Genomic DNA, 21,759 nt, shown 5'->3' on the forward strand with positions numbered 1-21,759 from the left:
CTGGCATATTCGACAGTAAACGACGCTCCCGAACAAATTAATGAGAAAGCTTCTCAAAATAATAGATTAATAAGGATATGGGGGCATGAATAAGAATTACAACGAAGGGAAATGTAAGGGGTTAATGCGGCGCCGTATCGGCGCCGCGATAAGTGACATCGTCACCTAATGTTTATGGGTAGAACTTCTTTCTGCAATTTCCTGCTGTTCTTGCGGCGGCGGAGTCAAAGGGCCAAACCAGCGTTGTGCCAACCAACAGGCTATTGTCACCAGCAACCAACTGATCAACGTCGCCACCACCAGATCGCGCGGCCAATGCATGCCCAGCAGCAAACGACTGCCCATGACGCCCGTTGCCCACAGCATCAATACCGCCACGGTCTTATAGTGCCGACGTGGCCACAACAGCCCAACGCCCAACAGCGCCCAACTGGCGGCAAACATGGTATGGCCGGAAGGGAATGCGAAACCAGTCTCAAACTGCCAGTGCTCACGCAACCATACCGGTACCAGAGGTTGATCCTGCAGTTGTTCTTTAACCAACGCACCCCGTTCTTTACGCTTGAGTGAGTAAAAGTACTTTTCGTCAATCTGATGGGCAGACTCCAGCCACAACACAAACGGCCGCGGCTCCTGTACCCGATCCTTGATAAAAGACTTCACCCCCTGACCAATCAGAATCGATGCGCTGAGCAGCACCAACAGACCTATCGCCGGCCGGATGCGAAAGCGCAGGCACCACAGGAACCAGGCACCGAGAATGATGCTGGTGATAATCCCCCAGGGCGAAGTGACCGTTTCGGTCAGCCAATACAGACCTTTCAATAGTCGGCCATCGCCACCCGGCTGCCATTGCCAACCGGAAAGCCACGCTGCCAGCGGCATCAACAACAGCACTATCGCGCCTGCTGCCGTGCGTTTTGCTATCTCAAACATTCCTATCGTCCTTTGCATAAACCCATTGGCAGTGTAACAATCTTGTAATATTGATAACACCCTAAAAATTAAACAGATATATAACCTAATTCAATAATACTTGGCTGAAAACACCGGATGCCGATTTGCTGAGCACCTCAGGGCAAGAAGTTATGGCAAAATAGTCGATAATTAATGAAATGCCGATCGTCGTTGCGCATTTTAATACTGGTCAGTTCACTGTGCCGGACGTAGGATGCGCAACCATGATTGAATCGGATGTATTTGTGGAGAGCAACATGCAGCTTAAACGGGTGGCAGAGGCCAAATTGCCAACACCTTGGGGCGATTTCCTGATGGTAGGATTCGAAGAACTGGCTACCGGGCACGATCATCTGGCGCTGGTGTTCGGTGATATTTCTGGCGCGACGCCGGTACTCTCACGAGTTCATTCTGAGTGTCTGACCGGTGATGCATTATTCAGCCTGCGCTGTGACTGCGGTTTTCAGTTGGAAGCGGCACTGGAGCATATCGCAGAAGAAGGTCGCGGTATTCTGCTCTACCACCGCCAGGAAGGTCGTAATATCGGTTTGTTGAATAAGATCCGCGCTTATGCGCTGCAGGACAAGGGTGCTGACACGGTAGAAGCCAACCACCAGTTGGGCTTCGCCGCTGATGAACGAGATTTCACCCTGTGTGCAGACATGTTCAAACTGCTGGGCGTGGATGCGGTGCGTTTGTTGACCAACAACCCGAAAAAGGTTGAGATCCTGACGGAAGCCGGTATCAACATTAGCGAGCGAGTGCCGTTGATCGTTGGGCGTAACCCGAAGAACGAACGTTATCTGGCGACCAAGGCCGCGAAAATGGGCCATTTGCTGGACCAAGAGTAATTTCCCCCAGGGGAAAATCAGGGCGCCATGACAGGCGCCCTTTTTATTACAGCATTTTCCTGATCACATAGTGCAGGATACCGTCATTTTCATAGTAGGTCAGCTCATTGCCGGTATCAATACGGCAACGGGTATTGACCACTTCTTTACGCCCATCTGCATAAGTGATCAGCACCGGCACATTCTGCCCCGGTTTCAGCGTTTGTAATCCGCTGACGCTAATCTGCTCATCACCACTCAGCCCCAGCGTTTTGCGTGTCACGCCCGCCGGGAACTCCAGCGGCAGAATGCCCATGCCAATCAGGTTAGAACGGTGAATACGCTCAAAGGACTCGGCAATCACCACTCGTACCCCCAGCAGACGCGGCCCCTTCGCCGCCCAGTCACGGCTGGAGCCGGAACCGTATTCTTTACCGGCAATCACCGCCAGCGGTACCTGTTCCTGCTGATACTGCATCGCGGCATCGTAGATCGACAGCTGATTCTGTGACGGAATATGGCGGGTATAACCCCCTTCAACCCCCGGCACCATTTCGTTGCGGATGCGGATATTGGCAAAGGTGCCGCGCATCATCACTTCATGGTTACCACGGCGTGAGCCATAGGAGTTAAAGTCCAGTGCCGCAACGCCATGATCGCTCAGATAGCGCCCCGCCGGGCTTTCACGTTTGATATTCCCCGCTGGCGAGATATGGTCGGTAGTCACCGAGTCGGCCAGGATCGCCAGAATGCGGGCGTCCTTGATGTCTTGCACCGGATCCGGCTGCACTTTCATGGTGCTGAAGAACGGCGGATGGCGGATATAGGTGGAATCTTCCTGCCACGGATAGGTGGCCGAACCGGCAACCTGAATCGACTGCCAGTTGGCGTCACCGTCAAACACCGCACCGTATTCCTTGTGGAACATCTCGGTGCGAACTTCTTCCACCGCCTGGGCAATGTCCTGGCTGCTTGGCCAGATATCCTTCAGATAAACCGGCTTGCCGTCACGACCTTCGCCCAGTGGGTCTTTGGACAGGTCAACCTTCATGCTGCCGGCCAGCGCATAGGCCACCACCAGCGGCGGCGAGGCCAGCCAGTTGGTTTTCACCAGCGGATGGATACGGCCTTCAAAGTTACGGTTACCGGACAACACCGCCCCCACGGTCAAGTCGCCCTCTTTAATCGCCTGCTCGATAGGATCGGGCAATGGCCCGGAGTTACCAATACAGGTGGTACAGCCATAACCCACCAGATTAAAGCCGAGCTCTTCCAGGTAGGCGGTCAGCTTGGCGCTGTCGAAATAGTCGGTCACCACTTTGGAACCCGGCGCCAACGAGGTTTTCACCCAGGGTTTGGTTTTCAGCCCTTTATTCACCGCATTTTTCGCCAGTAGACCGGCTGCCATCATCACGCTGGGGTTGGAGGTATTGGTACAGGAGGTAATGGCCGCGATAACCACAGCGCCGTTATGCAGCTCGTGTTGCTGCCCATTCAAAGTGAAAGGTTTGAATTCAGATTTACGTTGCTGGTTGCCGATTTCCAGTTCGGTTGCGGCATTGAACGCTTTAGGGACGTCGGGCAGTGCCACGCGGTCCTGCGGGCGTTTCGGCCCGGCTAGACTGGCAACCACCGTCGACATATCCAACGCCAGGGTACTGGTAAACACCGGCTCATCACCAGGGTTACGCCACATGCCCTGCACTTTGGCGTAGGCTTCCACCAATGCGATTTGTTCATCGCTGCGGCCACTCAGCTTCATATAGCCCAGCGTCACGTCGTCCACCGGGAAGAAGCCACAGGTCGCACCAAATTCTGGCGACATGTTGGCAATGGTCGCTCGGTCGGCCAGCGGCAAATCGGCCAGGCCGTCACCGTAGAACTCGACAAACTTGCCCACCACCCCGTGCTTACGCAGCATCTGGGTGACGGTCAACACCAGGTCGGTGGCGGTAATGCCTTCGCTGAGTTTCCCGGTGAGTTTAAAGCCCACCACGTCCGGGATCAGCATCGATACCGGCTGGCCCAGCATTGCCGCCTCGGCTTCGATACCGCCCACACCCCAGCCAAGAATACCCAGGCCGTTGATCATGGTGGTGTGGGAGTCGGTACCCACCAAGGTATCCGGGTAGGCAATACGCTGACCGCTTTCTTCGGTGTGCCATACCGTTTGACCAAGATATTCCAGGTTAACCTGGTGACAGATACCGGTGCCCGGCGGCACTACGCGGAAACGGTTGAAGGCTTTCTGCCCCCAGCGCAGGAAGGTATAGCGCTCGTGGTTACGCTCCATTTCGATGCGCACGTTTTCTTCAAACGCTTCGTCATCGCCGAACTCATCAACGGTGACCGAGTGGTCAATCACCAAGTCGACCGGCGACAGCGGGTTGACCTGGTCGACATTGCCACCTAATCGCTGTACCGCTTCACGCATCGCGGCTAAATCCACCACCGCGGGCACGCCGGTAAAATCCTGCATCAGTACGCGGGCCGGGCGGTAGGCAATCTCACGGTCGGCATGGCCGGTCTGCAACCAGCCAACGATAGCTTTCAGATCCTCAACCTGCACGGTGTCGCCATCCACATGGCGCAGCAGGTTTTCCAACAGCACTTTCATTGATTTTGGCAGCCGGTCGATATCACCCAACTGTCTCGCTGCCAGTGGCAAACTGTAATAGCGATACTCGCTATTGAGCGCAACCAGCTTATCCATACTTGTTTCACGAAGATCGGACGACATAGCTCCTCCATTTCTTATTATGTCTAAAACAGGGTAATCACTGAGGTCTTATTTAAAGATAACACAAAGATGATGTAACGTTTTGATAACAACACGTTTTGATCATAACGATAGGCAGAAGCAATCAACTTAAAGATCTGGTGTTAGCTCAACAAGTTAACTGTGAGTGTTTAGTGAGTCCTGACAGGACGTGTACAAAATGTCACGCCGTTCCTCCGGAGATACTCTTTCCAGGCAAAGTCATGCAACCGGTGCAACCATGGGGATACCCTGTCTTGCATATCGATATCTCACTACCTGGGAAGAAAAATATGGCCGATACCAAGATCAACACCCTTGCCAACGTGGAGGCATTAAGGGTTACAGAACCAGAATCAGAGGGGCAGGTAATTCTGTTACGCGGCACTGGCGATCGCGTACTTTTTTATGTTTACAAAGCAGGTGACAACACGCCTGATGACGGCACATTAGTAGTCGTCACCACTGCTGGCAAACGCTGGCGCCTGGTTAGAGACGGCAATACGCTGCAACTTGCCTGGTTTAAGACCACCAATAATAACTGGGACAATGCAATGGATGCATTACTCAGCCATGCTTCGACTATGAATGGGAACGTAGCCAAAATCGTGTTTCCGCGTGGAACATTAAACTTTAAAAAACCGATAGTGCTGGATTACAGCAAAGACTGGTTTTTGGAAGGACAAGGCGGACATGGCGCTTCGGGTACCGTACTCGATTTTAATATTCCGCGCAGCGCCGGCTACGGCAACTATGGCGCAATTCATTGTTGGGGCGAAAACTTCGGATTCCAGCAACTCACTCTACGCAGCCTGATGGTGCAAGGGATTGGCACCAGTATTGTTGACCCCACCCAAGACGAAAAAGGCCGGGCATATTGCCACGGCGTTTATTGCCGCACCACGGCCACCCTGTGGGAGGATGTCGCTATACAAAATTTCCGAGGTTCAGCGTTGTATCTCGACAATGCCTTCGATAACAACTTCAATCGTGTTTCCGTCTTTGCCTCTGGTCGAATGAAAGACGGTTACAGCTACACCAACCTTGAAGATATCGCTAATCCGGATGCGACCGCTTACCCACCGCTACTGATCATGAGCACCCGCCCTGGCGACCAAAGCAATTTTAATCGCTTTTTTGACGGTTCTTTCGAACTGAACAATGTTACGCCATTCGTTGAGGTTCGTGGCGGCATTCAAATGCACTTTACGCGGATCCATGCTGAACGCCCTGGCGGCAGTCTGGCCGAAGGTCATTGGCCCCTGGGGACTTTTATCAAGGTCGGGGGGGAAGTGTGGCTAACCGAATGCGGTATTAGCAATTTCACACGAGCGGTTTCGTATGGCCCATACGCTCAAATGGTAATCAACGGTTGTAACCGCCTTTCAGGTGATATTTATCCTTACGATACGACGACTGTTGGTAATGGTCGCATCAAACTCGATAACACCATCTGCAATGGCCTATACATATCAGGTAATATTCAGGGGGATTATCAGATTAGCAACAGTGTACTGAACTACCTAAGAACGGTGGTGATGTCAGGATCAACCCTGGTTACCAACAGCAGAATTAATGGTGATGTCACGGTCGCAGCAGCAGCAGGCGCACCTTTGGGGTCTGCCGGCGGCCTCAAGATTAGCAATAGCCAGATTACCGGTAGCCTTATCGCTGGAGCGACGGCGCAGCGAGTCAGCGTTGCCGGGTGTCATATATTTGGCGATCTCACGCTGCCGGGTGCCAACTGCAGCGCAGTGCATAACGTGGTGATAGGGCAAGAATCCATTGCGGCCACGGGAAATAATATCAGCATCGGCAAAACCTCTCCGGCCATTATTTATGTTGATAACAGCTATGCCGAAATCAGCGGCATCATTCAAAAAGGCACGCTAATTCTGAAACGCGAGTCGCTAGCAAACCAGTCACCTGGATGGATGTGTACGTTTAGTGGGGCTAACGGCTCAGGATTGAAAGTGGCGCAATTAGCCGCGCTGGGGGCGGAAGTTTGATATGCAGGCCGCCCTGGCTATTCACAGGGCGGCCTATATGACGAGGGATCATGCGGGTTATATTGGTCCGCCATCCTGCTATCAGCCATTAATCTAACGGCTTACTTCTCTGGTAGCAAAATGTCCTTGAACATCGCTTCGATCTCTTCGTTGGAACGCAACGCAACGGCACTGTCGACCACGTCACGCGTCAGATGTGGCGCGAAACGCTGGATGAAATCGTACATGTAGCTGCGCAGGAAGGTGCTGCGACGGAAACCGATTTTGGTGGTGCTGTAGGTGAAGATATCGCGTGCATCCACCGTCACCAGGTCTGGATCCTGTACCGGATCCACGGCCATGCTGGCAATCACACCTACCCCAAGCCCCAGACGTACGTAAGTTTTAATCACGTCAGCATCGGTCGCAGTGAAGACGATGCGTGGCGTCAGGCCGGCGCGGTTAAACGCGGTATCCAGTTCGGAACGGCCGGTGAAGCCAAAGGTATAGGTAACGATCGGGTAAGCCGCCAACTCTTCAATGGTGATGTGGCTTTTACCGGCCAAGGGGTGATCGGGCTTCACTACCACCGCACGATTCCAGTGATAGCAAGGCAGCATGATTAAATCGTCGTAGAGATGCAGTGCTTCGGTGGCAATGGCAAAGTCTGCGGTACCTTTGGATACGGCCTCAGCGATTTGCGTCGGCGACCCTTGATGCATGTGCAGCGAGACACGCGGATAACGTTCAATAAAACCTTTAATCACGTTAGGCAAAGCATAACGCGCCTGGGTATGGGTGGTGGCCACATACAGTGAACCTTTATCCGGGTAGGTATGCTCGCCGGCGACGGCTTTGATGGCATCCACTTTAGACAGAACTTCACGCGCAATACGGATAATTTCCAAACCTGCCGGCGTCACCTGAGTCAGGTGTTTACCGCTACGGGCGAAAATCTGGATGCCCAGTTCATCTTCCAGCATCCGCACCTGCTTGCTGATACCGGGCTGTGAGGTGTAAAGCCCTTCTGCCGTCGAGGAGACATTCAGGTTGTGGTTAACCACTTCCACGATGTAACGAAGCTGCTGCAATTTCATATCTTATACCATCCTAGGTTAAACACTGCGTTGAGCCGCAGCCAGGTATATCGGTGTCGCCCCGGTATGCTGAAAAGTAACAAGCCATAAACACCGTGTTTCACCCAGACGCTGAAGAAACCGCCGCTGTTAATAAGCTTTAATCATAAAAAAACTTTTTATATAACCACTATAACACGCTACAGCTTCAAGTATAGATCCACGTCACACTGTGGTAACGATTATTTTGCATTGCTATCAAGGTGAAACTCTGGCTCCAGGAGGGAAAAAGCAGCAAAGGATAGATCCGTTCGCCCCCTTTCGCCAATAAAAAAACCAGCCACATGGGCTGGTTTTTTATGTTGCATTCAGGCTGCAAATTTACTTTTTGCCTTCAACCCATTTGCCATCTACGTAGAAAGCGGACCAGCCGGTGGCTTTGCCGTCCTTCTCTGAAGAGACATACTGCTGTTTGGTTTTACGGCTGAAACGCACCATGGTTTTGTTGCCTTCCGCATCGGCCACCGGCGCATCCGCCAGATAGCGCAGTTTTTCAGGCAGACGATCCTTGAAGCGGGCCAGTTCTTCCACCAACGGCGCACGGGTCTCGCGCGATTTAGGGAAAGTATTAGCCGCCAGGAACACACCGGCAGCGCCGTCACGTAGAACAAAGTAAGCGTCCGACTTTTCGCATGGCAGTTCCGGCAATGGAACCGGATCTTCCTTCGGTGGTGCAACATCACCATTACGCAGGATCTTGCGGGTATTTTTACAGGTCTCGTTGGTGCAACCCATGTACTTGCCGAAGCGCCCCATTTTCAGGTGCATTTCAGAACCACACTTATCGCACTCAACCACAGGACCGTCATACCCTTTCAGGCGGAACTCGCCCTCTTCGATCTCATAGCCGTCACACGCAGGGTTATTACCACACACGTGCAGCTTACGTTGATTATCGATCAGGTAGCTGTCCATCGCCGTGCCGCACTTCTGGCAACGACGGCGGGCACGCAACGCGTTGGTTTCCGCGTCATCCCCTTCGAGAATGTTCAGCACTTCCGTTTCCGGCACCAGGTTAATGGTGGTTTTACAACGTTCCTTCGGCGGCAACGCATAGCCGGAGCAACCCAGGAACACGCCGGTACTGGCAGTACGGATACCCATCTTGCGTCCGCAGGTTGGGCAATCGATGCTGGTCATCACCATCTGATTCGGGCGCATGCCGCCTTCTTCTGGCTCTTTCTCCGCCGTTTCCAGCTGTTCGCTGAACTCGGCAAAGAACTCATCCAGCACCGCTTTCCACTCTGCCTGGTTGTTCGCTACCTGGTCCAGGCCGTTTTCCATGCGTGCGGTGAAGTCATAGTTCATCAGCTCGCGGAAATTTTCTTCCAGACGGTCGGTAACGATCTCACCCATTTTCTCGGCGTAGAAACGGCGGCTTTCGACCCGCACATAGCCACGATCCTGAATGGTCGAGATGATCGAAGCGTAGGTCGATGGACGGCCAATACCGCGTTTTTCCAACTCTTTTACCAATGACGCTTCGCTGTAACGCGCAGGCGGCTTGGTGAAGTGTTGGCTTGGGATCAGCTTCTGCAGTTCCAGATCGCTGCCTACTTCAACGTATGGCAAGGTGCGGTCTTCATCACCCTTGCGCAGAGCAGGCATCACTTTGGTCCAGCCATCGAAACGCAGCGTACGGCCTTTGGCGCGCAACTGGTAATCAGCGGCTTTCACCGACAGCGTAGTGGAGTCGTACTGCGCCGGAGTCATCTGACAGGCGACAAACTGGCGCCAAATCAGCTGATACAGTTTTTGCGCATCCGCTTCCATATCTTTCAACTGCTCGGCCAGCACGTTCACATCCGACGGACGGATAGCTTCGTGTGCTTCCTGCGAGTTTTCTTTGCTGCTGTACTGATTCGGGGCTTTCGGCAGGTACTTGTCGCCGAAGTTGTCACCGATGTAGCCACGCACCATCTCGAGCGCATCCTGGCTCAGGTTGGTGGAGTCGGTACGCATATAGGTGATGTGACCCGCTTCATACAGCCGCTGGGCCATCATCATGGTTTTCTTCACGCCAAAGCTCAGACGGGTACTGGCCGCCTGCTGCAAGGTGGAAGTGATGTAAGGCGCACCCGGCTTGCTGCTGGTCGGCTTGTCTTCGCGATCCAGCACCGTATAACGGGCTTTCTCCAGCAGTTTGAGCGCGGCGTGGGTCTGCTCACGGTTAACCGGTTTGAACGGTTTGTCGTGGGCATGTGTCACTTCCATCTGCAGCGCGGTATCACCCTTCGCCAACAGATCGGCATGCAACTCCCAGTACTCTTCCGGCACGAAGGCTTTGATGTCGCGCTCACGCTCCACCACCAGTCGAACCGCAACGGATTGCACTCGCCCGGCGGACAGGCCACGGGCAATTTTTTTCCACAGCAGCGGCGAAACCATGTAACCCACCACGCGGTCCATAAAGCGACGCGCCTGCTGAGCGTTAACACGATCGATATTCAGTTCACCGGGCTGTTTGAACGCATTTTGGATCGCGTTCTTGGTAATTTCGTTAAACACCACGCGGCTAAAGCGTTTGTCGTCACCCCCGATAACTTCCCGCAGGTGCCAGGCAATGGCTTCCCCTTCGCGGTCAAGGTCGGTTGCGAGATAAATGTGGTCGGCGTTTTCCGCTAACGACTTTAACTCGGCGACAACTTTTTCTTTACCCGGCAGGATTTCGTATTGCGCTTTCCAGCCATGGTAAGGATCGACACCCATGCGATTTACCAGCGCCGTCGTCGGATCTTTTTTAACTTTCTTCTTGGCTTTGTCTTCGGTTGAGTCAGCGCTCTTTTTGCTGGCTGAGCCACTGGTCGGCAAATCACGGATATGACCGACGCTGGACTTCACCACGTAGTCATTACCTAAATATTTATTAATAGTTTTGGCTTTTGCCGGGGACTCAACTATTACGAGAGCTTTACCCATATTTACCTTTACCTAATTTTATTTCTTCTAAAAAGAAGTCTTTTATCTCGCCGTGCCGCAGCGATTCATATCTCTTTTTTATATTGCGGCAGTCTGGCAAGAGATCAACATGTTTTTTTCTATCGGCTGTTTAACTGCTCAACCTGAACGCAAGTTGTTGATCCTGCCTACTATTCACTCATGCCCCAGAAGTACGGCAGTGTGAAACTCATTCATGGCGTAAACAAAACCTTCCACCCGACGCCGCAAAATCCCACACTGTACCTGATAAAAAGCGTCACGCAACCTAATTAGCACGGAAAGGCAGATTTCGCCAATCGGCAGATAGTGCTAGCCATCCAGACGGCAAATAAACCTTAGTCTGTTTGCGGATAAATGCGAACTGGCGTTAGAATATGTGCAGAATTTTTCATTGGAGTGTAATAAATGCGCACTGATACCTCACCTATTGCTCGCGAAGCCCTGCTGGAAGAAGCAAATAAACTTATTCGCCAGCATGATGAATATCTGCATGGTATGGTTGCCACTGATGTTGAACAAAAAGGCAGCGTTTTAGTTTTCCGCGGTGAATTCTTTTTGGATCCGGATGGATTGCCAACGATAAAAACTACCGCAGTATTTAATATGTTTAAACACTTGGCTCACGTGTTTTCTGATAAATACCATTTGGTCGATTAAGCATTAAAAAAGGGGGCCATGACCCCCTTGATGTTTAAACATTCGGTTTAAAGCAGTGGCTTTTCACCCCGCTGCCACCAGCGTAACAGCAGACGATCGACGCTTTCCGCCGCACTGCCGGTAAAACGGTCCATCATGCGTTTACGGCGTGCATAGCGCACCCCGACCACCTCGTGGTTTTCCATTTCAGCAATCAACAAATCATCACTGGTGCCAATGGCATCAATCAGCCCTTTGTCTTTCGCCTGAGTGCCGAACCAATGCTCACCGGTCGCCACGCTATCGATATCCAGCGATGGACGCTGTTGATGAACAAACTGTTTAAACAGCTCGTGGGTGTCGTTCAAATCTTCACGGAATTTCTCACGCCCCTGCTCGGTATTTTCGCCAAACAATGTCAGCGTGCGTTTGAACTCACCGGCGGTGTGCAGCTCTACATCAATATCATTCTTTTTCAACAAACGGTGGAAGTTAGGGATTTGCGCCACGACGCCGATGGAACCGATGATCGCAAAAGGCGCTGCAACGATACGATCCGCCACGCAGGCCATCATATAACCGCCGCTGGCCGCCACTTTATCGACCGCAACCGTCAGGCGAATGCCGCCGGTACGCAAACGTGCCAGTTGCGATGACGCCAGGCCGTAGCCGTGCACCACCCCACCAGGGCTTTCCAAGCGCAGTAACACTTCATCCTGCGGCGTCGCTACTGCCAATACCGCCGAAATTTCCTCACGCAGTGAAGTCACTTCATGGGCATCCATGCTGCCTTTGAAATCCAACACGTACAGGCAAGGCTTGGTGGCTTCAACCGCACCGGCTTTGGCACGCTGTTTCTTCAGTTTATCGTCGGCTTTGGTCTGCTTTTTAAACTGCTTGTTCCAGGCCTTTTGTTCCGCATCGCCCATGCGTGCCAGGCGCATATCACGCTGCATGTCGCGATATTGTTCGCCGAGGTCAGTCAGTTGCAGTTCCCCTTTTTGGCGGTTCTTACGTTGCCCCAGGCTTACCGCCAGCAACGCCAGCGCGGCGATAGCAATCACTACCGTCGCGACTTTGGCCAAAAACAGGCCATAAACAGATATAAACTCCACAGATTCCGCCTTTATTAACAGGTTGTTAGTATGATCTCATTCATTCTAGCCAACCGACACGGTGGCTGTCGCGGCTAAATAAAAATTCCTTGTGATACCACTTTACTATGTGGGCACCATTGGGCTTAACCAAGCCGCTACTGTTCCATTTTTGTTACAAAAGAATGCCGATTCTGCTGCCTAATCATTGAAAATACGATCCATTTAAGGCATATAACACGGATTATTCATCAACATGATGACCCAAATTCGCTGCGGGGCCCTGCACGCGGTCGAGCCTTAGCTCCTGTCATGGCCTCTCAATCCACCCTCTCCCCGACGTAAGCGGGAGACCAGCCACCAAGGCGCGAGGAATTATTGTGCATTACCAACCTAAACAAGATCTGCTGGAAAAACGTATTATTTTGGTCACCGGCGCCGGTGACGGCATCGGTCGCGAAGCGGCACTCACCTACGCCAAATTTGGCGCACAGCTGGTGCTGTTGGGGCGTACCGAAAGCAAGTTGCAGGCGGTACAAGCCGAGATCGCCAAGATCAGCAGTGCGCCAACCTACATCATCACGCTGGATCTGCTGCATACCACCCAGGAGCAGTGCCAACAGGTGGCCCAAGAATTAGCAACTCATGTCCCACGCCTCGACGGCGTGCTGCATAACGCCGGTCTGCTGGGTGATATCGCTCCCATGGCCGGGCTGTCGATGGCAATGTGGAATGAGGTGATGCAGGTGAACGTCAACGCGACCTTTATGCTCACTCAGGCGCTGCTGCCATTGCTGCTGAAATCCAACGCCGGATCGCTGGTCTTTACCAGTTCCAGCGTCGGCCGTACCGGACGTGCCAACTGGGGTGCCTATGCGGTGTCCAAGTTCGCCACCGAGGGCATGATGCAGGTGTTGGCCGATGAATACAAAAGTCGCCATCTTCGGGTAAATTGCATCAATCCTGGTGGAACACGCACCCAAATGCGCGCATCAGCCTTCCCGCACGAAGACAAAAGCAAGCTAAAAACCCCGGCTGATATTATGCCGCTTTACCTCTATCTGATGGGCGATGACAGCCGCCGTAAAACCGGCATGAGCTTCGATGCCCAGCCAAACCGTAAACCCGGCGCCGCCGAATAAAAAGGGCTTTATCATGGCTGAAGATCGTCACCAACAACGCCAGCAGCGCCTGAAAGAACAGGTCGATGCCCGCATCGCTGCGGCTCAGGATGCACGGGGTTTACTGCTGGTTTTCACCGGTAACGGCAAGGGCAAAACTACCGCAGCATTTGGCACTCTGACTCGCGCTGTCGGCCACGGGATGAAAGCCGCCGTCATTCAGTTCATCAAGGGAGAATGGCCGAACGGCGAAAAGAATCTGCTGCAGCAGCACGGCGTTGAGTTTCAGGTGATGGCCACCGGTTTTACCTGGGAAACCCAGGATAAAGCCAGCGATACCGCCGCTTGTCAGGCCGTATGGCAACACGGCAAGCGTATGCTGGCCGACAGCAGCCTGGATCTGGTGCTACTGGACGAACTGACCTACATGGTCAGCTACGGGTACCTTGAGCTGGATGAGCTGCTGGAGGCGCTACGACAACGCCCTGCACACCAGACGGTGATTATCACCGGGCGAGGATGCCATAGAGATCTGTTGGAGCTGGCGGATACGGTCACGGAGATGCGACCGGTGAAACACGCGTTTGACGCGGGTATCAAGGCACAACAGGGAATTGACTGGTAACGCAAAGAAAACGCCGCAGCCCGGAGAGGGTTGCGGCGTAATGATTAGCTACGCTTGGCGGGCTTGCCAGGCTTGCTGCCTGCCGCACTGCGACGTCCGCTGCCGGCCACCTGGGTATGGCGCTTGACGGCACGACGGATCTGATTGGCTTTCACGCGGCGACGTTCACGCTCAATCGGCATCTTGCTAACGGTTTCCGGTTTTAACTCAACCAGTTCGCGCAGATAGTTAATTGCCGGCAAGTCCAGCTCGGTCCAACCGCCACGCGGCAAGCCTTTCGGCAGATCGATATCGCCGTAACGCACACGGATCAGGCGACTCACCTGCACGCCAACCGCTTCCCAAAGACGACGAACTTCGCGGTTACGCCCTTCGGTCAAAGTGACGTTGTACCACTGGTTAATGCCTTCGCCACCCTGGAAACTGATGGTGCGGAAAGCGGCCGGGCCGTCTTCCAGCTGAACGCCCTTGCTCAGTTGCTTGATTTTTTCGTCATCAATCTGACCAAATACACGCACCGCATATTCACGCTCAACTTCACGGCTTGGGTGCATCAGGCGGTTCGCCAGTTCACCATCAGTGGTGAACAGCAGCAAGCCTGAGGTATTGACGTCCAGACGCCCTACCGCCACCCAGCGTGAGCCACGCAGTTTAGGCAGGCGATCAAATACCGTCGGACGGCCTTCAGGATCGCTACGGGTGCAGAGTTCGCCTTCCGGCTTGTAATACGCCAGTACGCGGCAAACCGCTTCTTCGGATTCTTTAACCGAGACCACGTGGCCATCCAAACGGATTTTCATTGAAGCGGTTACTTCAACGCGATCACCCAGTTTGGCGACTTTACCGTCGACGCTGACGCGACCGGCTTCAATAATAGTTTCGATTTCACGACGCGAGCCATGGCCGGCGCGCGCTAAAACTTTCTGTAACTTCTCGCTCATTGAGCAACCTCTAGTGTCGCCTTCACAGGCGTCGGGGGGATGACCACCGCGGCGTCGAGCGCCACGGCAGTAACAATACGTTTACATAGATCGAACCGCGCATTATACAGGCTTTCAATAGGGTTGAAACCCACTTTATTGTCGGGTCGATTATCGAAAGCTATTGATGGCTTCAGCACACGGGGGAAAACGGGCGCAGGCCCGTTAAATAAACAACTGCTGTTATTTAATGACCGAGGAAATTGACAACCTCCCGATATACCACCTCCGGCTGTTCGAGAATACCGAGATGAGTACGGGCATCGTCCAGCCGCGCAACCGAGAAGAACGGATGGTCAACGGCAAACCCCTGTTGGTGCCGCAGGTAATCGTCATCACGATCCAGCGAGTAAATATGCCGACAAACCGGAGGGGAGCTTAATTGACTCAGCCGGTGAAGTGGCGAACGGTACTGCAGATAGGCTTGTTCAATCGCTACGCCAGCCGCCTGCCAAACGCGAAAATCTTCCTGCGCCATTTCGACAGTCAGATGATGTTTAACCCGTGGTTGCTCAATTCCCCCCTGCCAGAAACTAAACAATTCATCACGTGCCGCCAGCCATTTTTCTGGCCGCTGCATTTGTTGCACCGAATCGAAAAATGCCGGTTCAGGCTGAGTCATGATCCAATCGAGAAAGACCATGGCTTGCGTCTGCTGTGGCAAGCTCTCGGCCAACGCCACCGCAATCCAACTGGCGTGTGCCACCGACAACGTCGCAAACCGCTCCACCCGCAGTTCAAGTAACAGTTGGCGCAAATCCGCCAGCAAATCCTCAGCACCCAGAGCAAGATCGACACCGCCGGCGGACAGCCCGTGGCCACGCCAGTCGAGACTGATCACCCGGTATTTTTGCTCCGCCAGTGCGGTAAAAGGGGCAAAAACGGTTTTCGGCTCACACCAGCCAGGCAGCAAGAGCAACGTCAGTGGACCTGAGCCGGAATCGTGATAATCGAGGGAAAGAGTGCCATGGCGAAACGCTGTCATTTTGTCTCCTAAACGTCATTGCCCTAAATCACTTAGGGGCTTATGCGCTAGTGGTAAAATGACAGCGTTTATCGATCTCATCTATGGGAAATGATGCTAACAAACAGGCTTCGCACCTAATGAAAAAATACGCACGAAACGGACTGTTTTAATGCCGTTCACAAGGGTAAGCGGCGGTTAACGCCAGCATAATCACCGAAGGCGCTGAATAGTGCAGCTGTTCCGGGTGTTCATTTAAATATTGCATGACCGCATCCGAGGCCATGCCCACGCTCATACCGGCATCCGGGCAAATATTGCGGTTGCCCTGCATCGAAAAGGTATCAAATACCCCGGCCACATAGCCCATAAACATCCCGCCATCGAGCGCTTCGGCAACGGTGGCTGCACCATTTTTATTTTTCACATAGCCGCTGGTCTCAGACAGCAAGGCGCTGCCGGAATAAAAACCTGCACTGGCCGCAGAGGAAAACAATATGGCCGCTAAAAGAGAAACCCGCTTAATCATCGCTATGCATCCTGCCTATTATCTATTTTTGATATTGTAGAATAGCGGCTTTAACCCTAAATGACGCCGTTTCGGCCACTTTTCAGAATAATGAGCAAAAACTACCGCGATGAATCAACGGAAAGGCGTTGGGTCACCCGCCCCTTCGCGCAGCACTTCCGGTGCGGACTCGGTCAGGTCAACCACCGTGGTCGGTTGCTGTCCCAGGAAGCCACCGTGGATCACCAGATCCACCTGTTTACCCAGGTGTTCGCTGATTTCTTCCGGGTCGGATTCGGCAAAATCATTGCCTGGCAGCATCAACGTAGTCGACATCATCGGTTCGTTTAATACTTCCAGTAACGCCAGCGCAATCGGGTTCGACGGCACGCGCAATCCTATGGTTTTACGTTTGTCATTCATCAGGCGGCGCGGAACTTCCTTGGTCGCTTTCAGAATGAAGGTGTAGTTACCGGGAGTGTTGTTTTTGATCAGTCGGAACGCGGTATTGTCGACATAAGCGTAAGTCGATAACTCAGACAGATCGCGACACATCAGCGTAAAGTTATGATTGCCGTCCAATTGACGAATGCGACAGATACGTTCCATCGCCGACTTTTCTTCCAGCTTGCAGCCCAGCGCGTAACCGGAATCGGTGGGATAAACGATCACACCGCCCTTACGCAGCACATCCACCGCCTGATTGATCAGTCGCGGTTGGGGATTGTCTGGATGAATATAAAAAAGCTGACTCATGACTTGCTCCTAAAAATGATGCACGCGGGCGGCATCGCCCACGTTAAATCAATCGACTTTGGCCAGTTGTGGCTGCGACCAGTCACGCCACACGGGTTCAACACCGCCGGGTAACCACAGTTTACGGCCCAGTTCGATCCACGAGCAGGGCTGATGGAAATCAGAGCCCTGCGACGCCAATAATTGATATTCCTGCGCATACTTCGCCAATTGCGAACGCTCATGCGGCGCCTGCTGACACTGCGCAACTTCCATGGCATCACCGCCATGTTCCGCAAAGTGCGCCAGCAACCGCTTCAGCCATTTGGCCGTCAGGTCGTAACGGCCCGGGTGTGCTATCACCGCATGGCCGCCAGATTGATGAATCACATCAATGGCTTGTTCTATTGTACACCACTGTGGCGGAACGTAGCCGGTTTTGCCTTTGGCCAGGTATTTCTTGAACACCTGAGCCATATTATCGGCCATGCCGATCTGCACCAGATAACGGGCAAAGTGGCCACGGGTCACCGCCCCGCCGTCTGCCAATTTTTGTGCGCCTTCAAAAGCACCTTCAATGCGCGCCTTGGCCAGTCGCACGCCTATTTCATGGGCGCGCAGGTGACGGCGCTCGGTCTGTTCGGCCAACAGCTGCACCATCGCCGGGTGCGTGGTCTCTATCCCCAGCCCCACGATATGGATCTCGTGGTTTTCCCACAGCGTAGAGATCTCTACCCCGTTAACCAACTGCAACGGCAGCGATAATTCAGCAATGGTTGCCGCCGCTGCGGCCAGGCCCGCGGTGGTGTCGTGGTCGGTAATCGCCAGTACGCCCACCCGCATTTCAACCGCCCGCTGCACCAGCTGCGCTGGCGTCAAATAGCCGTCAGAGGCGGTGGTATGGCTGTGGAGGTCGTAGAGAGTAAATGCGGAAGGTTGGGGGCTGCTGTCTGTCAAAAGGAATATCCGGCAATGGCTTGGTCTTCTATCATACCCGCGATCGCCCGGCGGACGGAAATCTATTCTGGTCCGAGGCCCCTTCCCGCTGATGAAAATAATTCACGCTTGCCGCTAAAACATTGTGCGAAAAGAGGGTTGACTTTACTCCCGCGAACCAGTTAACTAGTACACAAGTTCAGGGCAGTTCCCTGGTTGGATGATAAACAAGAGAGCATAGAAATGAATAAGCAAACTTCTCTTCTTCGTTGGTGGCGTCACTCCCTTTCTCGGGCGGAGTAATCACGCATACTTGTCATCTGACACTGCAGATTCCCTAAGCCCGCTGGTAACGCGGGCTTTTTTATGGATAAATTTTAACTGGAACCACCAATGATGAACATCAAACCACAACTCAAATTACTGAAGGCGGAGGCCAGTTACCGGGGCGATCCGACCACCATTTTCCACCAGTTGTGCGGCGCTCGTCCGGCCACCCTGCTGCTGGAGTCGGCTGAAATCAACAGCAAGCAAAACCTGCAAAGCCTGTTGGTGATCGACAGTGCCCTGCGCATCACCGCTCTGGGCCGCACCGTGACGCTGCAGGCGCTGACCGCCAACGGCGCGGCGATGCTGCCGTTGCTGGACGAAGCCCTGCCGGCCGAAGTCCAGATCCAGGTACGTCCTGATGGGCGTGAACTGACCTTCCCGGTGATTGATGCCATTCAGGATGAAGATGCCCGCCTGCGTTCGCTGTCGGTGTTTGATGCACTGCGCACCCTGCTGACGCTGGTTGACTCCCCGGCTGACGAACGTGAAGCGGTGATGCTTGGCGGCCTGTTTGCCTACGATCTGGTCGCCGGTTTTGAAGACCTGCCGGAACTGCGACAGGATCAGCGCTGCCCGGACTTCTGTTTCTATCTGGCGGAAACCCTGCTGGTGCTGGATCACCAGCGCGGCGTTGCCCGTCTGCAGGCCAGCGTTTTCACTGCCGACACGGCGGAAGAGCAACGTCTGCAACAGCGTCTGGAACAGCTGCAGGTTCAATTGAAACAGACGCCGCAGCCTATCCCGCACCAGAAACTGGAAGACATGCAGCTGAGCTGCAACCAGACCGATGAAGAATACGGTGCGGTCGTCAGCGAATTGCAACAGGCCATCCGTCAGGGCGAAATCTTCCAGGTCGTACCATCGCGCCGTTTCTCACTGCCGTGCCCGGCCCCGCTGGCCGCTTATCAAACGCTGAAAGACAACAACCCAAGCCCGTATATGTTCTATATGCAGGATGATGAATTCACCCTGTTCGGGGCTTCGCCGGAAAGCGCGCTGAAATACGATGCCGGCAACCGCCAAATCGAGATCTACCCGATTGCCGGTACCCGTCCTCGCGGGCGTCGCGCCGATGGTTCGCTGGATCTGGATCTCGACAGCCGTATCGAGCTGGAAATGCGCACCGATCACAAAGAACTGGCCGAACACCTGATGCTGGTCGATCTGGCGCGTAACGATCTGGCGCGCATCTGTCAGGCCGGTAGCCGCTATGTGGCCGACCTGACCAAAGTGGACCGCTACTCATTCGTGATGCACCTGGTTTCCCGGGTGATTGGCACCCTGCGCGCCGACCTCGACGTGCTGCACGCCTACCAGGCCTGCATGAACATGGGCACCCTGAGCGGTGCGCCAAAAGTACGCGCCATGCAGTTAATTGCCGCCTCTGAAGGCACGCGTCGCGGCAGCTACGGCGGTGCAGTCGGTTATTTCACTGCCACTGGCGATTTGGATACCTGTATTGTCATCCGCTCCGCGTATGTTGAAGACGGCATTGCAACCGTGCAAGCCGGCGCCGGTGTGGTGCTGGATTCTGTTCCTCAGGCGGAAGCCGATGAGACCCGTAATAAGGCACGAGCCGTGCTGCGTGCCATTGCCAGCGCGCACCAGGCCAAGGAGGTGTTCTGATGGCCGATATCTTACTGCTCGATAACGTTGATTCCTTTACCTATAACCTGGTCGACCAGCTGCGTGCCAGCGGTCATCAGGTGGTGATTTACCGTAACCAGATTTCTGCCGAAGTGATTATCGAACGCCTGCAGCAGTTGGAACAGCCGGTTCTGATGCTGTCACCGGGTCCGGGTACCCCGTCCGAAGCCGGTTGCATGCCGGAACTGTTACAACGCCTGCGCGGCCAGTTGCCGATTATCGGCATCTGTCTGGGTCATCAGGCGATTGTCGAAGCCTACGGCGGCCACGTTGGTCAGGCCGGTGAGATCTTGCACGGCAAGGCCTCGGCCATCAGCCACGACGGCGAAGGGATGTTTGCCGGGATGGTGAACCCACTGCCGGTGGCACGCTATCACTCACTGGTCGGCAGCAATATCCCGGCCGAACTCACCGTCAACGCCCAGTTTGGCGAGATGGTGATGGCAGTACGTCATGACCAGCATCGCGTATGCGGTTTCCAGTTCCATCCGGAATCGATCCTGACCACCCACGGCGCACGTTTGCTTGAGCAGACACTGGCCTGGGCGCTGGCGAAATAACGAGGGATACGACGATGCAAACTATTCTTGAAAAACTGTACCGCTCAGAGTCGATGAACCAACAGGAAAGTCAGCAGTTATTCAGCGCCATCGTGCGCGGTGAGCTGGAACCAAGCCAATTGGCAGCGGCACTGATCAGCATGAAAATTCGCGGCGAACGCCCGGAGGAGATCGCCGGAGCGGCCAAAGCGCTGCTGGCCGATGCCCTGCCGTTCCCACGCCCGGATTACCCGTTTGCCGACATCGTCGGCACCGGTGGCGACGGCACCAACAGCATTAATATTTCCACCGCCAGTGCCTTTGTGGCAGCGGCATGCGGCGTCAAAGTGGCCAAACACGGCAACCGCAGCGTTTCCAGCCGGTCCGGCTCCTCTGATCTGCTGGCGGCGTTTGGCATTCGCCTGGATTTGCCGGCAGAAGAAGCGCGTAAGGCACTGGACGAACTGGGCGTGTGCTTCCTGTTCGCCCCGCAATATCACACCGGTTTCCGCCATGCGATGCCGGTACGCCAGCAACTGAAAACCCGTACGGTGTTCAACGTGCTCGGTCCGTTGATCAACCCGGCACGTCCACCGCTGGCGCTGATCGGCGTTTACAGCCCGGAACTGGTGCTGCCAATTGCCGAAACCCTGCGCGTGCTGGGTTATCAACGGGCAGCGGTGGTGCACGGCGGCGGAATGGATGAAGTGGCTATCCATGCGACTACTCATGTGGCCGAATTGAACAACGGTGAAATTGAAAGCTATCAGTTGACGCCACAGTCCTTCGGGCTGCAAAGCTACCCGCTGGAAGCCCTGCTGGGCGGCTCACCGGAAGAAAATCGTGACATTCTGGCAAGGTTGTTACAAGGTAAAGGTGACCCGGCACACGCCGCTGCGGTAGCCGCTAACGTGGCGCTGCTGCTGAAGTTATTCGGGCATGAAGACCTGCGCCAAAACGCGCAGCAGGCACTGGACATGATTCACAGCGGGCAAGCTTACGAGCGCGTCACCGCACTGGCAGCAAGAGGATAAA

Annotated in this window: 16 protein-coding genes, 1 pseudogene and 1 other annotated feature; of the genes and pseudogenes, 7 read left to right on the forward strand and 10 right to left on the reverse strand. The window is 54.1% G+C overall.

What is annotated here, in order from left to right; genetic code table 11:
- Positions 1–165: 165 nt before the first annotated feature.
- The gene (gene pgpB, locus QOT07_RS13690) at positions 166–936 is read right to left on the reverse strand and encodes a phosphatidylglycerophosphatase B (protein WP_099062869.1); all 771 of its coding nucleotides are present in this window, start codon (positions 934–936) and stop codon (positions 166–168) included.
- Positions 937–1,214: 278 nt separating this feature from the next.
- Between pgpB and ribA the strand changes: the two genes are divergently transcribed.
- Positions 1,215–1,808, forward strand: coding sequence for a GTP cyclohydrolase II (gene ribA, locus QOT07_RS13695; protein WP_085117134.1), 594 nt, complete (start codon positions 1,215–1,217; stop codon positions 1,806–1,808).
- A 46-nt stretch (positions 1,809–1,854) separates the two neighbouring features.
- Here the strand turns inward: ribA and acnA are convergent, their stop codons facing one another.
- The gene (gene acnA / locus QOT07_RS13700; RefSeq protein WP_283603352.1) at positions 1,855–4,527 is read right to left on the reverse strand and encodes an aconitate hydratase AcnA; all 2,673 of its coding nucleotides are present in this window, start codon (positions 4,525–4,527) and stop codon (positions 1,855–1,857) included.
- A gap of 242 nt (positions 4,528–4,769) precedes the next feature.
- Between acnA and QOT07_RS13705 the strand changes: the two genes are divergently transcribed.
- Positions 4,770–6,554 (forward strand): hypothetical protein, encoded by a 1,785-nt coding sequence (locus tag QOT07_RS13705; RefSeq protein ID WP_157765437.1) that lies wholly within the window; start codon positions 4,770–4,772, stop codon positions 6,552–6,554.
- Positions 6,555–6,655: 101 nt separating this feature from the next.
- On the opposite strand, the gene cysB is transcribed toward QOT07_RS13705, so the two are convergent.
- On the reverse strand, positions 6,656–7,630 hold the full coding sequence (gene cysB / locus QOT07_RS13710; protein ID WP_085117036.1) for an HTH-type transcriptional regulator CysB: 975 nt from the start codon (positions 7,628–7,630) through the stop codon (positions 6,656–6,658).
- 360 nt (positions 7,631–7,990) lie between these two features.
- Complete coding sequence (gene topA / locus QOT07_RS13715; protein WP_099062866.1) at positions 7,991–10,588, reverse strand: type I DNA topoisomerase; 2,598 nt, start codon at positions 10,586–10,588, stop codon at positions 7,991–7,993.
- 426 nt (positions 10,589–11,014) lie between these two features.
- Between topA and QOT07_RS13720 the strand changes: the two genes are divergently transcribed.
- Positions 11,015–11,266, forward strand: a complete 252-nt coding sequence (locus QOT07_RS13720; RefSeq protein ID WP_099062865.1) for a YciN family protein — start codon at positions 11,015–11,017, stop codon at positions 11,264–11,266.
- Between the two features lie 47 nt (positions 11,267–11,313).
- Here QOT07_RS13720 and sohB read toward each other — a convergent pair whose 3' ends face one another.
- On the reverse strand, positions 11,314–12,360 hold the full coding sequence (gene sohB, locus QOT07_RS13725; RefSeq protein ID WP_261426470.1) for a protease SohB: 1,047 nt from the start codon (positions 12,358–12,360) through the stop codon (positions 11,314–11,316).
- A gap of 359 nt (positions 12,361–12,719) precedes the next feature.
- Between sohB and QOT07_RS13730 the strand changes: the two genes are divergently transcribed.
- Together QOT07_RS13730 and cobO are read left to right on the forward strand one after the other, a co-directional pair.
- Complete coding sequence (locus tag QOT07_RS13730; protein WP_283603353.1) at positions 12,720–13,481, forward strand: YciK family oxidoreductase; 762 nt, start codon at positions 12,720–12,722, stop codon at positions 13,479–13,481.
- Positions 13,482–13,494: 13 nt separating this feature from the next.
- Positions 13,495–14,085, forward strand: a complete 591-nt coding sequence (cobO, locus tag QOT07_RS13735; RefSeq protein ID WP_099062862.1) for a cob(I)yrinic acid a,c-diamide adenosyltransferase — start codon at positions 13,495–13,497, stop codon at positions 14,083–14,085.
- A gap of 44 nt (positions 14,086–14,129) precedes the next feature.
- On the opposite strand, the gene rluB is transcribed toward cobO, so the two are convergent.
- The 5 genes from rluB to rnm all read right to left on the reverse strand — a co-directional run bounded on the left by rluB (position 14,130) and on the right by rnm (position 18,229).
- On the reverse strand, positions 14,130–15,026 hold the full coding sequence (gene rluB / locus QOT07_RS13740; RefSeq protein WP_085117041.1) for a 23S rRNA pseudouridine(2605) synthase RluB: 897 nt from the start codon (positions 15,024–15,026) through the stop codon (positions 14,130–14,132).
- A gap of 226 nt (positions 15,027–15,252) precedes the next feature.
- A complete protein-coding gene (locus QOT07_RS13745) occupies positions 15,253–16,050 on the reverse strand; it encodes an alpha/beta fold hydrolase (RefSeq protein ID WP_283603354.1) in 798 nt (265 codons plus the stop codon).
- A 148-nt stretch (positions 16,051–16,198) separates the two neighbouring features.
- A complete protein-coding gene (locus QOT07_RS13750) occupies positions 16,199–16,558 on the reverse strand; it encodes a Rap1a/Tai family immunity protein (protein WP_099062860.1) in 360 nt (119 codons plus the stop codon).
- Between the two features lie 114 nt (positions 16,559–16,672).
- Complete coding sequence (locus QOT07_RS13755) at positions 16,673–17,293, reverse strand: L-threonylcarbamoyladenylate synthase (RefSeq protein ID WP_112348464.1); 621 nt, start codon at positions 17,291–17,293, stop codon at positions 16,673–16,675.
- 48 nt (positions 17,294–17,341) lie between these two features.
- A complete protein-coding gene (gene rnm / locus QOT07_RS13760) occupies positions 17,342–18,229 on the reverse strand; it encodes an RNase RNM (RefSeq protein ID WP_283603355.1) in 888 nt (295 codons plus the stop codon).
- 243 nt (positions 18,230–18,472) lie between these two features.
- Positions 18,473–18,576 (forward strand) — a sequence feature (Trp leader region).
- 25 nt (positions 18,577–18,601) lie between these two features.
- Between rnm and QOT07_RS13765 the strand changes: the two genes are divergently transcribed.
- Positions 18,602–20,164, forward strand: a complete 1,563-nt coding sequence (locus tag QOT07_RS13765) for an anthranilate synthase component 1 (RefSeq protein WP_099062857.1) — start codon at positions 18,602–18,604, stop codon at positions 20,162–20,164.
- Positions 20,164–21,758: pseudogene (gene trpD, locus QOT07_RS13770) on the forward strand (bifunctional anthranilate synthase glutamate amidotransferase component TrpG/anthranilate phosphoribosyltransferase TrpD). Before QOT07_RS13765 ends, trpD begins: the two are co-directional and overlap by 1 nt.
- Position 21,759: the final 1 nt, after the last annotated feature.

The sequence above is a fragment of the Serratia proteamaculans genome (assembly GCF_949794035.1).
Taxonomy (GTDB): domain Bacteria; phylum Pseudomonadota; class Gammaproteobacteria; order Enterobacterales; family Enterobacteriaceae; genus Serratia; species Serratia proteamaculans.

Coding starts and splice junctions, on each gene's coding strand:
- cobO (WP_099062862.1), top strand. CDS start 13,495: ATGGCTGAAGATCGTCACCAACAACGCCAGCAGCGCCTGAAAGAACAG.
- acnA (WP_283603352.1), bottom strand. CDS start 4,527: ATGTCGTCCGATCTTCGTGAAACAAGTATGGATAAGCTGGTTGCGCTC.
- QOT07_RS13765 (WP_099062857.1), top strand. CDS start 18,602: ATGATGAACATCAAACCACAACTCAAATTACTGAAGGCGGAGGCCAGT.
- topA (WP_099062866.1), bottom strand. CDS start 10,588: ATGGGTAAAGCTCTCGTAATAGTTGAGTCCCCGGCAAAAGCCAAAACT.
- cysB (WP_085117036.1), bottom strand. CDS start 7,630: ATGAAATTGCAGCAGCTTCGTTACATCGTGGAAGTGGTTAACCACAAC.
- QOT07_RS13720 (WP_099062865.1), top strand. CDS start 11,015: ATGCGCACTGATACCTCACCTATTGCTCGCGAAGCCCTGCTGGAAGAA.
- QOT07_RS13750 (WP_099062860.1), bottom strand. CDS start 16,558: ATGATTAAGCGGGTTTCTCTTTTAGCGGCCATATTGTTTTCCTCTGCG.
- QOT07_RS13745 (WP_283603354.1), bottom strand. CDS start 16,050: ATGACAGCGTTTCGCCATGGCACTCTTTCCCTCGATTATCACGATTCC.
- pgpB (WP_099062869.1), bottom strand. CDS start 936: ATGTTTGAGATAGCAAAACGCACGGCAGCAGGCGCGATAGTGCTGTTG.
- QOT07_RS13705 (WP_157765437.1), top strand. CDS start 4,770: ATGCAACCGGTGCAACCATGGGGATACCCTGTCTTGCATATCGATATC.
- QOT07_RS13755 (WP_112348464.1), bottom strand. CDS start 17,293: ATGAGTCAGCTTTTTTATATTCATCCAGACAATCCCCAACCGCGACTG.
- rluB (WP_085117041.1), bottom strand. CDS start 15,026: ATGAGCGAGAAGTTACAGAAAGTTTTAGCGCGCGCCGGCCATGGCTCG.
- ribA (WP_085117134.1), top strand. CDS start 1,215: ATGCAGCTTAAACGGGTGGCAGAGGCCAAATTGCCAACACCTTGGGGC.